The organism is Pontibacter rugosus (genome assembly GCF_042678745.1).
Classification (GTDB): Bacteria; Bacteroidota; Bacteroidia; order Cytophagales; family Hymenobacteraceae; genus Pontibacter; species Pontibacter rugosus.
Genome location: NZ_JBHTLD010000131.1, coordinates 1 through 14,926, shown reverse-complemented (window position 1 = coordinate 14,926; position 14,926 = coordinate 1). Strand labels below are relative to the sequence as shown.

The following is a 14,926-nucleotide window of genomic DNA, read 5'->3' as shown; positions in this document are numbered from 1 at the left end:
CAACTAGCGTAAACCAATTTATAAGAAAGATTTACGGTTAATTACTTCAATATTCATTCTTTATAATAGGATAATAGGTTGTTGAAATAATACATTATTTGAAAAATAACAGCAGCTATTCGAGTAGACGGCCCCGCCAGCGCTAGCTGACGGGGTGCGCCTCATACATCACCGTACATACGAGAGCTTCGCTCGGCAATTTCGAATTTCTGTGCTCATACCCATATACGGCGGTTCGTCAAGGATAGCACAGCCGCTCTTTGCACCGACCATGCCCTCGCCCTGGTTTGGGATAAGGCTGGCAAACTCCAGCGTTTGAACCTCCTTATCGGATTTCGGGCAAATAACGTTCAGCCCTTCGCCACCCTGTGAGGCCTCCGTAGCGCTTACGGCTCGTTTCCAGGCGGCTACTATGCTGGAATTGCAATGTTTTACTGGGGACTTTTCCTTAGGGCCTGTTTTGATTTCATGTAGATATTTTCTGAAACATGTTATGTATCATAGTAATCTGTATTATAGTATCGGCTGCTTTGGTGCTGCGTTCATAGCCCTTGGAGAGCCTTTGGTAGAGGTTTAACCATCCGAGGGCTCTCTCAATGATCCAAGGTTTAGGCAAGGCCACAAAAGCCTTTTGTGAATCTTTGTGATAATCACCAATCTCCACCCCAGCTCCCGGAAGATGCTGCTGACCAAGGCTGTATCTGCTGCCCAACGCAGCCTTGGTCAGCGAAGAAGACCTTTAGCCAGGTAAAATCAGCTTTTCTGGAGGCCACCCGCGCAGCGGCCAAATCTGCTTCCTGCCGAACGTTTAATCTTCCATTATCTTTTCTATACATTTCCATTGGGTGTCAGTCAAATCATTTGGGTAGGACATAAGTCTGTAATCTTTTCTTACCTAACAACCGGCCCGTGCTTTTTTACTTACCAAAATCAAAACAGCCTTTTAGAAGAAATATGAGAAGGGATACAGACAAGGAGCCATAGGACCGCTACTAAAGAGCGGTTTAATAGTTAAGTGGGGGAGTTAGGTATAAAAGCATAGTTAAGTTTACTTTAGAAGATTAAGAACAGCTCAGCCCAATACGGATAAGCTGTTCTTAATCCTCTAAAGTAATATCTTTACCCTATCACTTTTTCCGCCGCATTAACTTCCACTTTGCCAAGAAGCCGTGATAAAAGAGCCTGCTGCGCTGGCCTGGCAGCGCAGCAGGCTGATAAATACACCCCCAATGAAAAAGCATTTACTTTTCTAAACGCTGACAAAACATATATTGTAAATAAGTAAAAATTGAGTAAAATAGGAAAATTCAGAAATGAGATCATTAAGGTCACTACAAATAGTTACGCTAACTCTTGATTAACATGTTCCAGAAAATAATTCATACAGACAGTTCACATACCACAATCCTCATTCGCTTAATAGTCGGTGCTGTTTTCTTATCAGAAGGTATTCAGAAGTTCCTGTTTCCTGCTGTTCGTGGAGCAGGGCGCTTTGAAAAAATTGGTTTGCCCGCACCTGAATTCTTAGGTTCGCTTGTAGGCACTTTTGAAATCATTTGCGGGGCCTTGATTTTGGTTGGACTCTTAACGAGATTGGCTAGTATCCCCACCTTAATCATCATGCTTGTTGCTATAGCTACCACAAAGGCGGAAGTGTTAGCAAATGACGGATTCTGGGAAATGATGCACGGAAGCAGAACAGACTGGGCTATGCTTCTTGGTAGTATTTTTCTTTTGATAAAAGGTGGTGGCAGATTTTCAGTTGATTGGTTGATATTGACAAGAAAGAATGAGCGATACAAATAAAGAAGAGCTTTTAAGAACACTTACTTTAAAAGACGCAGTAGGTGTTGGCTTGGGTGCGATCATCGGTGCAGGTATTTTTGTAGTCACAGGTATTGCAGCTGGGGTTTCAGGTCCTGCTTTTCTTATTGGTTTGATTGCGGCAGGCACTATTGCTGCTTTCAACGGCTTAAGCTCTGCACAGTTAGCAGCCGTACATCCTCATTCGGGCGGAACTTACGAATATGGCTACAGACTGTTGAATCCTGCTTTTGGATTTTCAGCAGGTTGGATGTTTCTAATCAGCAAGCTATCAGCAGCAGGTGTAGTGGCAATAGGCTTTGGCAGTTATTTCTATCAATTAATCCCTGTAGCTTCACCAACTGTTATCTCAATTGCCGCAGTTATTTTTTTAACTGCGGCCAATTATTACGGTATCAAAAAAGCAGGAATGCTGAACCTATTGATTGTGGCCATAACACTTCTTTCACTTTTATATCTGGTTTTTAATGGCATTGCAGCGGTTAGGTTAGACAACTTCACTCCCTTTGCACCATTTGGAATTGCGGGCATCGCAGAAGCTGCAGCGCTGCTATTTTTTGCCTTTACGGGATATGCCAGAATAGCAACACTTGCAGAAGAGGTGTCTGAACCAAAAAAAACAATACCGAAAGCAATCGTTATAACAATTATAACTGCTATAGTGCTCTATCTCATGGTTTCCTTTGTGGCAATAGGTGTTATTGGGGCTGAAACTATGGCAAACAGTAAATCTCCTTTGCAAGAGGTTGCAGAAGCTTTAACTACACCTGCCATCAGGTTAATTGTCACTATTGGCGCTTCTACTGCCATGTTAGGCGTTTTACTAAGCCAGATTTTAGGTATTAGCCGAATGATGCTGGCAATGGGTAGAAGGAATGACCTACCGCCAATTTTTCAATCTATTCACAGCTCTTATAGGGTGCCTCATTTTGGAATTATTATAACAGGTGTCATCATCTTGCTTCTTACGCTTGTCGGCACCTTTGAATTTATCTTAAGGGCTGCGACCTTCACTATTTTACTTTACTACAGCATAACTAACATAGCGGCATTAAAGCAGCCTAAAGAAGAACAAATTTACGGCAGGGTAATTCCCATATGTGGCTTGGCAGGGTGTTTAATAATGTGCGTTTCTTTGCCTTTTAACGTAATTATTTCAGGAATCGGACTGCTCCTATCAGGTTTTATAATCAGATTCTGGTTTCATAAGATCTACGGCAGACAGGAGTAATAACTTCTCTTTTGTTTAACCACACAGTGAAGCTATACAAGACTATAATTAGCAAAGTGTGTGACTTATAAACATGCAAACTCACAAGAATGCACCATTATGTTAATGAAACAACGATGAAGTGCTCGTTTAAAAATTAGTGCATTGATTAAATTTTTGTGGCAGCGGACTTGGCTGCACGACAGCCGGTTTAACGTATAGAGGGCAAAACTACATACAGCTACAACCTCTCTTATAAGTACACCTACTCTCATCCAGAAAAACCAATACTTATTTCCCCAGCACCTCCGTTATCGCCTGCCCGGTACAGGCGTTTGGTAGCTTTATCTGGAGCAGCATAGATACAGTTGGGGCTACATCGGTGATGGTGTGGTATTGAAAGCTCTCGCCTTTCGGGATGCCGGCACCATACCAGAGCAAGGGCACGTGGGTGTCGTAGGCATAGCCGGAGCCGTGGGTTGTGGCGGTTTTCATTTCGCCTGTCCAGCCGGGCTCTAGCTCAAAGCGAACATCTCCTGACCTTTTATACATAAACCCGTTTGCCAGGCGCTCATCCAGGTGTTGGCTATACTCCTGTTGGTCTAGTTGAGGAGCCGTCATCACACGGCTGATACCCTCTTTCTCTCGCAGGAATTCTGCCAGCATGTTCTGTACCTGCAGCAGGTCAAGGTTCTTGATGCGCAGCAGGTCTCTGTCCAGGTAATACTGGTTGTTGCGCAGCGATTCTATCCAGTTGCCCTGCCCTAACTTTTGCTCTAAAAACTGCTTCACCTCCTGCGTTAGCTTATTATGCTGCATGGTGCCGCCGGGCAGGTTATTATCAGTAAGGTATAAAGGCACTTCCGAAGCGGCATGGTCAGAAGTCAGAAACAAGGTATAATTGCCTTTGCCTACTTCTTTATCCAGCGCTGATAGTAAGCGAGCCAGGTCGCGGTCCAGGCGCAGGTATACATCGTTTATCTCTTTAGAGAAAGGTCCGAACGTATGGCCTGCTGCATCTGTACTTGATAAGCTGATAGCCAGCATATCCGTATAGTTATCTTTGCCCAAGCCTTCGTTTGTCAGTGCCTCCAGTGCCAAATCGGTGAGCAGGCTGTTCCCGAAAGGTGAACGGTTCAGTACTTCATAGTACGGGGAGTTCAGCGGAGCCAGTTGCTTTAGGTCGTAGGGGAAAGTTGGCCTGTCTTTGCCCTTATAAATTTCTTCGTAGTTGTTGTCGTCGGGCAGGCTCAGGTGGTAAGCATCAGCAGGAAGCAAAGGCTCCCATACTTGCTGCGTATAAAAATCTGCTCTCTTCCGGCTGTTGAAAGCCTGCACCCAGGCGGGCAGTTCTTTCATGTAAAAGGTGCTGGAGATAAACTCGCCTGTCTCTTTATGAAACCAATAGGCACCGTCGGCCATGTGCCCAGCAGGTAGTGCAGCGCCCCTATCCTTCAGCGATACCGCAATAACTTTCCCGCGCTTGTTGGTGGTCATTTTTAGCTCGTCGGTTATTGTGGTGGCAATCATGTTGCGCGGTGATACGCCCATTGTTTCCGGCTTGCTGCCCAGGTTCTGCTCTGTGGAATCGTCGGTGCAGTACACATTAATGTTCTTGTACCTGTCGTACCAGGTATTGCCTACAATGCCGTGGTAGCGTGGAGTAGTACCGGTATAAACAGTAGCGTGCCCAGGGCCGGTAACCGTTGGTACATAATTGTAGTGCGTGTTACGGCAGTTGTAGCCGTCCTGCAGCAATCGCTTAAAGCCGCCCTCACCAAACTGGTCGTAGAAGCGGTATAGGTAATCGGGGCGCATCTGGTCTACAATAATGCCTACCATTAGCTTCGGCTGCTTCTTTTTTTGCGCTGCCAGTGGTAAGGCAATTGAAGTAAAAAGTAAGAGCAGGGTATACTTTAATTTGGAAATATGCACGGGTAAAAGAGGTTATGTGAGGGTGGTTACTTGTTTATTTTTGTTTTCTTCAGCACTTTGCCTTTGCGGTCGATGGCCTGCATCAGGAGCATGTTATCGGTAAGGGCAAAAGTCATGAATCCTTGTATGGGCGCAAAAAAATCATGTGGAGCTCTGGGCTTTAAACTTTCGTTCGCTTCGGAGCCTGCCCCGGAAATGAAGTGGTGCGTCTTTTTATCTTGTGGCTTGTAATACTGCAGGTGATGCTCGTGGCCGCTCAGGTACACATCTACGTTATACTTCTCTAGGATAGGCTCCAGCGAGTGGCGCATGTGCGGCTCCTGCAGTGCCCTGTTACCAGCCGTGTACATCGGGTGGTGCCCAATCACAATCTTCCATTTAACAGCGGGGTCGTTATCAGACAACACCTGCTCCAGCCATTGCTTTTGGGCGGTACTGTCCTGCTGCACCAGTTCTTCGCCATAAGAACTTTTGTAGGCTCCTTTGTCTAAGGTGTTCGTGTCTAAAAAAACAAAAAGCGCCTCGGCACCTTTGCCTATACTTCGCTTAAAGGAGTAGTAGCGGGCAGGCATGTTCCAGCGTTGGCTTGTGTAGGTATAGTCTATCTGCGCCTGTGCGTTACCAGAGTAATCGTGGTTGCCCAGCACAGCGTACCAATCGCGGTGCAGCGGGTACTGGTAAAAAACGTTCTCGAAGGATAGCTGCCATAGCGGATCCTGCACACTCGCCACACCATGCGGATAAATATTATCGCCCGTAGAAATGATAAAGCTGGCGTTGGTGCCGGTAACAGCTTTTGCCAGTTGTGCGGCCATGTCTTTTTGGTAGTACTCTCCTCCCCTGCCAAAATCGCCAACGGCTACAAACTCCAATGCACCGTCTATTGATTCCAGCTTTTTAATATAGCCACCGCGGTAGCCTTTGGCATATTCTGCCTTGTAGTCTTTGGTTTGGGCAAGTATGGGAGAAGTTAAAAGCGTAAAAAGTATAAGCACCAGCAGGCTGTGCTGCTTTAGTTTAAGGGTAGGGTGAATAAGCATAAAATGAGGTGATAGTGCTGAAACGGCTATGTAAGATAAGTGGGGCTATCGCCACGACAGCCCCACTACCTAATCAATCAACCGTACTATTTAATATCCTTCGTTTTGGTTCAAGTTCGGGTTCAGGGCTCTTTCTGTCGCCGGAATCGGGTACAGGTTTCTAAAACTTTCTGAGCTGGACTTAAAGCCCCAGGCTTCATCGTACTTACCGAAGCGAATCAGGTCATTTCTGCGCCATGCCTCCCAGGCCATTTCACGGGCACGTTCTTCTAACAGCTCATCTAAGGTTATGCCTGTTACCAAAGGTGCTTTGGCTCTCGCTCTGATCTTGTTTACCAGTACAACCGGTGTTTGCAGTTCGCCGTTTACCGTTGTTGCCGTAGCGCCTCTAAGTATAGCCTCGGCTTTCATCAGCATTACGTCAGCTAATCTGAATACCGGCACATCATTGTTTTGATAGCGGGTTGTTGGATGGGCGTTAGGGTCAGGGTAGTATTTGATTGAACGCACACCTTGGGCTTTGCCATACTCGTCGTTGCCAATGTCCATCGTAGCCGCATTCTTAAGCTTCAGCTCCGGGAAGAACTCCAGGTGCCACTGAATTTTGGCTGAGCCGTCAGAGCCCGCATAGCTTGCATCCAGTCCTTTTTTGGTGGTGCTGATCATGATGGGATCGCCGTTGCTTTCGTACTGCTTGCCAGCCAACCACGTGTTGTTGCGCACATCGCCTGGCAGGTTAAATTTTGCATAGAAATCCTCAGTAGTGCTCATCGCTATACTTGGGCGGAACGGGACGTTATACTTCTGCTGTATGGCTGTGTGCAGGCCGTAGCGCGAGAAGTGGTTTCCTTGTACCAGGTTTGCCTCGTAAGGCACCGCAAAAATCGTCTCCGTTATCTGTGGTCCGTTCTGTGGCGCGAAAATCGACATATAGTCACTCGACAACTGATACTTACCGGAAGCCAGGATGCTGTCTGCCATCGCAACAGCTTCTGTATAACGTGGCTGCCCGATGTAGTACGCTGCATTCAGGTACATTTTCTCCAGCAGCGCAAAAGCCATGAATTTGTTAGCACGGCCATAGGTAAAGGCTCCGGTCTTTTCGCTCAGGTGCGGCAAGGCCTCTTTCAGTTCCTTCTCTATATAGGCAAACACCTGCTCTCTGGTCTTCTGCTCTGGCAGCTCTGTAGCCGGGAAAGTCTCCACAATCGGCACGTTACCGAAAAGGTCCATCATAAAGAAGTAATACAGAGCGCGCATAGTTTTCATTTCGGCAATAGCCGTAGCCTTGGCGTCTGTATCCGGTGTTTTCTCAAAAAGGCTAATGATACGGTTACAAGTGTTGATGCCACCGTAGCCCCACTGCCAGGCATCTTTCAGGTAGATATGGTCTGCGTTCCAGGTATGCAGGTGCAGGGTGCGGTAACGCCCGCCATCGTCGTAGTTGCCATCGCGTGCCGGAATAATGGCCTCATCGGTAGAGAGTTCTTGTAAGCGCCAGTAGTTTACAGCGTAGATGCTGCTCAGCTGAGTATAAACAGGACCCGTTGCCGCTACAAACTGTGCGTCTGAGGTCGGGAAATTAGCAGGCGTCAGCTCAGATTCCACATCCACATCCAGATCAGTACAGCTAAAGGCCAGCAGGCTTAGGGCAAGGGTACAGGTCGAAAATATCTTTTTCATGATCTAAGGTCTTCCTCTTTAAAAATTCACGTTAAGGCCGAAAATGTAAGAGCGTGTTTTCGGGTAATAGTTTCTGTTGTCGATACCAGGCTCTATGCCACCCAAACTTACTTCCGGGTCAATACCACGGTAGTCGGTAAGTATAAACAGGTTATTAGCCGTGAAGTACAGGCGCAGGCCATCTACTATTTTCAGGTTGTTCTTGAAAGTATAACCGATGGTGGCGTTATCCAGGCGCAGGTATGATCCGTCTTCAATGTACCTGTCAGATAACCTGAAAGCGTTGATGTCGCTGTAAGGCTCATCCAGTGTAAAGCGCGGAATATTGTGGTTCAGTGCGTCTGATGGACTGTTCAGGTCGGCTAGTGTAGCGTTTATAATCTTGTTGCCGCTCACACCTCTCAAGAAGAAGTTCAGATCGACGTTGCCGTAAGAGAAGGTGTTGCTCCAGCCGTACAATAGTTTTGGCTGCGCACTTCCGGTATACACAAAATCATCGCTGCTTGGGGCTGTGGTTAGTGTGCCGTCTGCTTTCAGGAACTGGCTCACACCGCTCTCATCTTTGCCCATGTACTTCCAAGTATAAAAAGCACCAATTGGCTGGCCTTCTACTACTCTCTGCGACGGGTTACCAGACTGCCCTTTACCGCCAAGGTAAGCTCTTGGTATTTCCTCCAGCGTAAACTTGTCGTTAGACAGAGACACTATTTCGTTTTTGTTGTGGGCGATGTTAAAGGAGCTCGTCCAGGTAAACTTATCATTGCTCACAGGCACCACATTTACCATTGCCTCTATACCTTGGTTGCGCATCTCGCCTACGTTGGCATAAAGCTTATCAACAAAATACTGTGTCGTGGAAACATCATAATCCCAGATCAGATCTGAAGTGCGTTTATCATACACATCCACTGAACCACTGATGCGGTTGTTGAGGATCGCGAAGTCCAAGCCTAAGTTAGCCATAGCAGTGCGCTCCCATTTCAGGTCCGGGTTGTCGTTCTGTGTCGGGCCAATAGCATTCACGAATTTACCATCATAATAGAACCTGCCGGTAGAGCCGTAGCGCAGTAGCGTAATAAGTGGGTTAAAGCCGATGGAGTTACCAGTGATACCATATCCTACGCGTAGTTTCAGGTCGTTAAGGGCCGAAACACCTTGTAAGAAGTTTTCCTGGCTAATTCTCCATCCGGCAGAAAAAGCTGGGAACGTACCCCAACGTGAGTTCTCGCCGAAGGCAGAAGAACCATCTCTCCTAACCGTAACCTGGAACAGGTACTTGTCTCTGAACTCATAGTTAGCACGGGCATAGAACGAGATCATGCGCAAGGTCTGGATTCTTGTATCGCCAAAGTCGGAGATAAAACCAGCTGGCGGATCGCCCAGGCCTAGGTTGTTGTAAGAAAGTGCATCAGTTACAAAGCCTTGGTTAGAAGTCTGGAAACCATCGCCGGTGCGATCTTCCTGCCAGGAGTAACCTGCCAGTAACTTCACAAAGTGGTCATTAAAGCCTTTCTCGTAGTTAAAGAATGACTCCAGAATCTTTTTAGTATTGGTATAGGAGCTACGGATAGCGATTCCATCTGAATTTTGTGCCAGTGCAGAGAACCTGTTTCTGTAAATGTCTCTGTTAACATCTTCATTCTGAACTGACACGTTCAGGTTGTAGTCTAAGCCTTCAAATATTTTCAAACCAACTCTACCAGTGGCCAGTAAGGTTTTTACTTTTCGTTTATCAATGTTGTTGTCGATAAGCGAAACCGGATTAAAGTAGCCCCCTGTGCGCAGCAGATCTTCCGTGTAGCTTCCGTCTTCTGCTCTCACGCCAACTGTAGGCAGGTAGCGCAGCATGTTCGGGAAAACTTCTGCAGGTATAAGGTCTTGCTCTGTACTGCTGTTGCTGATAGAAAGCCCCAGTGTTAGTCTTTCGTTAAGCACTTTCTGCTCCAGGCTTAACCTGCCGATGATACGCTCCAGCTCAGAACCTTTCATGATACCTTCGTTTTTGAGGTAGTTCACACTAGCACTATACAGCGTGTTGGCAGAGCTCCCACCAAACGACAGGTTGTGGTTGTGTGAAATGCCGGTGCGGGTAACTTCATCCTGCCAGTCTGTGTTGGCTCCTTGGTCATCGGTAGGCGCTAAGCTCTTGCCGTTCTTATCGAGGTAAGCACGCAGCTCGTCGCCAGTCAGCATCTCGATGCGGTTCGATACTTCCTCTACCGCCACATAAGCGCTATAAGATACTCTTGGCTTGCCACCTTCTGAGCGACGCGTTGTAACCATAATCACACCGTTGGCAGCCCTTGAGCCATAAATAGCTGTAGAAGAGGCATCGCGCAACACGTCTATCGACACAATATCATCCGGAGCTACCAGGTCTATAGAAGCGCCTGGTACACCGTCAATCACATAAAAAGGCTCTTGTGCGCCTTCTCCACGTAAGGTGGAGGGGCCACGAAGCGTCATAGCAGGTGTGGCGTTAGGGTCGCCGCTGCGGGTAATGTTTAGCCCTGGCACTTTACCTTGTAGCAACTGCGCTGGTGAGCTGATTACCCCCTGGTTAAACTCTTTAGGTGATACTGAAGCAACAGAGCCTGTTATATTGCGCTTGTTTGTATTGCCGTAGCCTACCACCACTACTTCTTCCAGTTGGTTGTCTTTGGCAGTAAGCGTTACGTTTACCACGCCCTGGTTACCTACCGCGATTTCCTGCTGGCCGTAGCCCATGTAAAAGAACTGAAGTGTTGCATTTTCTCCCGGTACAGCTATGGTATATTGGCCCTGCGCATCAGTAAAGGCAGTAGTGCCTGTGCCTTTCACGTTTATACTTACAGCCTCCAAGGGCATGTTAGTATCACTGGTAACGCGCCCGCTTATAGTTCTTAACTGGCCCTGCACAGCAAACGCTTGCTGACACAAGAAAAACACGAACAGAAACAACCACCCTCGCACATGGGCGAGCGGGAAGCTGATGCTACTTGAAACAGATAAAAATCTTTTCATATAATCCCCTTTGTTTAGATTTATACTTGCCACTTGGCAGCTGATTGTTTGCTTGAAATTCGCTCCGGTGCATGCTGCCGAAGGGCATGATGAGTTGGTTTTAAAACCGCTGGCTCTTTCGCGTTAGTCATGATTTGTTGATGGTTCGTAATAGCATTCGTATCGTTTTGCCATCGCAAATTAGAGCCGATAAAAAAGGTAGTCAGCTATTTTCAACCAACGGCTAACTTCAGGGTATGAAGGAATAGAAAATCACCATACAAGCATAGGGGCGAAAACAGATTTCACATAAACTTGAAGATCTGCTAATCTTGCGGTAATCTTTATCAGGTTTTCTTTACTTAATATTGATGCTTCAATAACAAGGACCTGGTATGCGAAGCTGGATTGCCATCATAGCAGCTGTTTTAACGTTTCATTTTTCTACTGCAAAAGCACAGAAGCTTCAAAGCCGCCCCGTTTACTTCGACCAACTCAGTGCCATACATGGCCTCTCCAGCTACTCCATCACCGACATCACCCAAGATCACCTGGGTTTTATCTGGATCGCCACGCTGAATGGTGTCAACTGCTTCGACGGCTATACCTCCGTTACCTTTAACACCAATGTAGAAGCTCCCTTTATGATACCAAGTAACCGGGTATCACACCTGGCCGAAGACGAGGAAAACTACCTCTGGATGTTTGATGACTTTAAGAAGAAGCTTTTCAAGCTAAGCCCATCCCGCACCAAAGTAGACACGGTGGCACTGCCAAGCAGCAACATCCGGCACATGCTGCGCGACAAACAGAAAGGGATCTGGCTCTTTGCAGATGACACAGCCTACAAGTGGAACAACAACAAAAAGGCATTCGAACAGCAGCACCTGTTGGCAAGTATAAAACAGCAGACAGGCATCTCCCCTGCACCTAATTGGCTTTCAGACAAATGGGCACTAGCCATGCTCCTTCGCGACTTTACAGATAAGCAACAAACAGGAGACCGTGCCCTCGCCATCCATAAAACTGTCAGTCCTATACTTACAGCTTTGCAGCAACACCTGGTAACAAAAGGTATTTCCAAGCCGCTACGCCTAACGGATGTACTTAAGCTGGATGATGCTACTTACTGGATAAGCACCCATGACCTAGGCATATTTGTGATGGAGAAAAAAGAAGCAAAATCTGGCTGGGTAGCACACAACATAGCTGTAAAGCAGCTCCGCCACCTACCCGGCATTGATCACAGCCTCGCCAGCGATAACATTACAAGCCTTTTTAAAGATGCAGACGGTGCTGTATGGGTGGGAAACATTGATAAAGGCATTAACCTCTACAACCCCGGCAGGCACATGTTCAGGAGGGTTACGCACATGCCGCACAAAAACTACTGGTCAGAGATTGGAACCGTGCGTGCCATTGCCGAAGACAAAGATGCAAACCTCTGGATTGGCACCCAGGAGAAGGGTGTGGTGGTGCTGGATAAAAACTACAAGTATAAACTTGCCCTGCAGAAGGAACTGCCGAGCAGCATTATCCGAAGCATTTACGAAGATAGCTCCGGCAAAGTATGGATCGGGCATTACGAAGGGCTCAGCTGCTACGACCCACGCACGGGCAAAGTAACCAACGGCTTTCTGGAGCAGTACCGGCACCTTAGCCCCTACTTCAGAGTGTATGAGATACGCGAGGATGCGGAGCAGAACCTATGGATATCTTTCTGGTTTTTCCTGATCAAGTATAACCCCCGCACAGGACTTTCAGAGCACATCAATTTAAACAAAGACCTCCCTCCAAGTATAAGTAAACTGCACCTGCGCTGCTTCGATTTTACTGATGACGGTACACTTTGGATTGGTACAGAAAACTACGGCTTGCTGCGTTACGATACCAAAAAGAACAAAACCACTAAAGTACAGCTAGCTACGCAGGGCCCAGAGGGAGCAGACCCTTACACCAACATCCTGAAGCTTTCTTTCACCAACGACAACAAGCTGCTTTTAGCCACCTCCACTGGCCTCTGCCTCTACGACCCAAAGACACAAAAGGCAACTTACCCTAAGCGAAAAGACAAGCTGAACTACCAACGCACTTATGCAGCCCTCGAAGATAAAAGCAAAGGCATATGGGTGAGCACCGTAAATGGTATGTGGTACTATCACCCACAACAAGATAGTATCCGGTTCTTTGACCACAGCGACGGCCTTTCAAGTAACGAGTTCACCACCAATGGCTTGCTCCGAAGGCGAGATGGCACCATTGTTTTCGGGTGTAATAAAGGCATTGTATACTTTAAGCCTGAGCAGCTACGCTTCAATCATAACAAACCCAAAGTATTGCTAGCCTCAAATGGCTGGTACACCAACAACTTCGCCCCAATAGAGCTGGAGGCTAGCCAAAAATCCTTAAAACTGCAGGCAAAGGTTATCAGCTACGAAGCTCCTGAGAAAAGCAGGTTGGCCTATAGGTTGAAGGGTTGGGAGGAAAACTGGCACAACTTAAACGCGGAGGCTCCCACCATTTTTTATGAGAACGTTCCAGACGGATCCTATACTTTAGAAATCAAAGGGTATCGTGAAGGGCAAGAGCAGCAGGCAAGCCTCCTGAACATACCGCTCACCAAGAACCCGCCTGTCTGGAAGAAAAGCTGGTTTCTGCTTTCTCTTTTCACGCTCTCGCTTGGCATTGCGTGGGTAGTCTACAAAAGGCGCATCAATTGGATTGAGCGTGACAAGGAACTTCAGATTCGAAACTATGAGTCGGAACTGAAGCTACTCAAAAGCCAGATTAGTCCGCACTTCTTGTTTAACACGCTTAACAACATTTACTCGCTTTGTATCCTGGAGCCGGATAAGGCAGGTGTCATGGTGATGAACCTCTCTAAGATGCTGCGCTACATGCTCTATGAGTGCCAGGATGATCAGGTGCCCTTAGCCAAAGAGCTTGCTTTTCTGGAGTACTACGTGTACATGCAGCAGGAAAAAGGGCAGCAAAACAACAACATCAGCTTTAACATAAAAGGCAAGGTAGAACAGCAAACCATTGTGCCACTTCTGCTTATTAACTTTCTGGAAAACAGCTTTAAGCACAGCGACCTAAGTATAAACCCGCATGGCTACATAAAGGTGGAGGTAGAAATTACGGATAACCAGATCATGTTCCAGACAAAGAATACCTACTCCGAGCAAGTGCTGGAAAGTATGTGGCAGGCAGGCGGCATTGGCATCGAAAATGCCCGAAAGCGCTTGCAGCTTTTTTACCCGAACAAGCACGAGCTACACCTCCTCAAGACAAATAACCTGTATACCGTACAACTAATTATCTGGTGCTCATGAAACTAAGAACCATTATCGTAGACGATGAGGCACATGCCCGTAACATCCTGACGCACTACCTGGGCAAGCTACCTGACTTTGAGTTGGTGGGCCAGTACGATAACTGTTTCACTTGTTTTGATTCTCATGACTTTGACGAAGTAGACCTGCTGCTGCTCGACATTAACCTACCTACTATTTCGGGCCTCAACTTCTCCCACTCGCTGGCTAAGTATAAAGTACAGGTTGTTTTTACCACTGCCTACTCAGAGTATGCTTTAGAAAGCTACGAGCACAATGCCATCGATTATCTGCTAAAGCCAATTGAATTCGACCGGTTTTCCAAGGCTATGGAGAAGGCAAAAGAGATGATCACATTAAAGCAAACGCAGCATAAACCACAAGCTATTTTTGCTGCACCAGCACTCGCAGAGGTACCCGCTCTTACCAGCTTAGCTGAGCTACCAAAGAGTGACTTCATTTTCATCAAGGCTGACTACAAAATCATAAAGTTATACTTTGATAACATCACGTTTATTGAAAGCCTGCAGGAGTACGTGCGCATACACCTTAAATCAGGAAAGCCCATTGTAACACTGCAAACCCTAAAGCACCTGGTGGAGGTACTGCCAGCATCTAAATTCATCCGCATTCATCGATCTTACATCATAAATGTGGACCAGCTGGAGTATGTGCAACAGCGGAGTATTGTGGTTGCCGGGCAGGAACTGAAGATAGGCAAAAACTACTGGGACGATTTTTACGCCTACCTGACTAGCCAGGGCTTGCTATAAGTTTAGTGTAATGTACAACTTGTAGCGTAGTTTGGCTTACCGGCTCAGCTACGCAGTTATACTTGTCTGCTTTTTTAGTGCAATTTTCACAACCTTATATTACATTATCTGATTGTTAACATAAATACATATTACACACTTAAA

At 46.8% G+C, this 14,926-nt stretch carries 10 protein-coding genes; 4 read left to right on the top strand and 6 right to left on the bottom strand.

Features of this window, described 5'->3' with window-relative positions; translation table 11 throughout:
• Positions 1 to 466 precede the first annotated feature (466 nt).
• Both ACFQ2O_RS13935 and ACFQ2O_RS13930 read right to left on the bottom strand, forming a co-directional pair.
• Positions 467 to 622 carry a transposase gene (locus ACFQ2O_RS13935; protein ID WP_377528651.1) on the bottom strand — a complete coding sequence of 52 codons (156 nt, stop codon included), beginning with the start codon at positions 620 to 622 and terminating at the stop codon, positions 467 to 469.
• A gap of 28 nt (positions 623 to 650) precedes the next feature.
• On the bottom strand, positions 651 to 842 hold the full coding sequence (locus ACFQ2O_RS13930; protein WP_377528648.1) for a hypothetical protein: 192 nt from the start codon (positions 840 to 842) through the stop codon (positions 651 to 653).
• Between the two features lie 520 nt (positions 843 to 1,362).
• On the opposite strand from ACFQ2O_RS13930, the gene ACFQ2O_RS13925 reads away from it, so the two are divergent.
• Entirely contained in the window at positions 1,363 to 1,806 is a 444-nt protein-coding gene (locus tag ACFQ2O_RS13925) for a DoxX family protein (protein WP_377528646.1), read from the top strand.
• Positions 1,790 to 3,055, top strand: coding sequence for an APC family permease (locus ACFQ2O_RS13920; RefSeq protein WP_377528644.1), 1,266 nt, complete (start codon positions 1,790 to 1,792; stop codon positions 3,053 to 3,055). Before ACFQ2O_RS13925 ends, ACFQ2O_RS13920 begins: the two co-directional genes overlap by 17 nt.
• Before the next feature lie 270 nt (positions 3,056 to 3,325).
• On the opposite strand, the gene pafA is transcribed toward ACFQ2O_RS13920, so the two are convergent.
• The 4 genes from pafA to ACFQ2O_RS13900 all read right to left on the bottom strand — a co-directional run bounded on the left by pafA (position 3,326) and on the right by ACFQ2O_RS13900 (position 10,695).
• Positions 3,326 to 4,969 (bottom strand): alkaline phosphatase PafA, encoded by a 1,644-nt coding sequence (gene pafA, locus ACFQ2O_RS13915; protein WP_377528642.1) that lies wholly within the window; start codon positions 4,967 to 4,969, stop codon positions 3,326 to 3,328.
• A gap of 26 nt (positions 4,970 to 4,995) precedes the next feature.
• Complete coding sequence (locus ACFQ2O_RS13910; protein WP_377528640.1) at positions 4,996 to 6,009, bottom strand: metallophosphoesterase; 1,014 nt, start codon at positions 6,007 to 6,009, stop codon at positions 4,996 to 4,998.
• Positions 6,010 to 6,099: 90 nt separating this feature from the next.
• Positions 6,100 to 7,692, bottom strand: a complete 1,593-nt coding sequence (locus tag ACFQ2O_RS13905) for a RagB/SusD family nutrient uptake outer membrane protein (protein ID WP_377528638.1) — start codon at positions 7,690 to 7,692, stop codon at positions 6,100 to 6,102.
• An 18-nt stretch (positions 7,693 to 7,710) separates the two neighbouring features.
• Positions 7,711 to 10,695: a SusC/RagA family TonB-linked outer membrane protein gene (locus tag ACFQ2O_RS13900; RefSeq protein ID WP_377528636.1), complete on the bottom strand. Its 2,985-nt coding sequence runs from the start codon at positions 10,693 to 10,695 to the stop codon at positions 7,711 to 7,713.
• Between the two features lie 374 nt (positions 10,696 to 11,069).
• On the opposite strand from ACFQ2O_RS13900, the gene ACFQ2O_RS13895 reads away from it, so the two are divergent.
• Positions 11,070 to 14,009 carry a ligand-binding sensor domain-containing protein gene (locus tag ACFQ2O_RS13895; RefSeq protein WP_377528634.1) on the top strand — a complete coding sequence of 980 codons (2,940 nt, stop codon included), beginning with the start codon at positions 11,070 to 11,072 and terminating at the stop codon, positions 14,007 to 14,009.
• Complete coding sequence (locus ACFQ2O_RS13890; protein ID WP_377528632.1) at positions 14,006 to 14,782, top strand: LytR/AlgR family response regulator transcription factor; 777 nt, start codon at positions 14,006 to 14,008, stop codon at positions 14,780 to 14,782. The genes ACFQ2O_RS13895 and ACFQ2O_RS13890 overlap by 4 nt, the downstream gene beginning before the upstream one ends.
• Positions 14,783 to 14,926 lie beyond the last annotated feature (144 nt).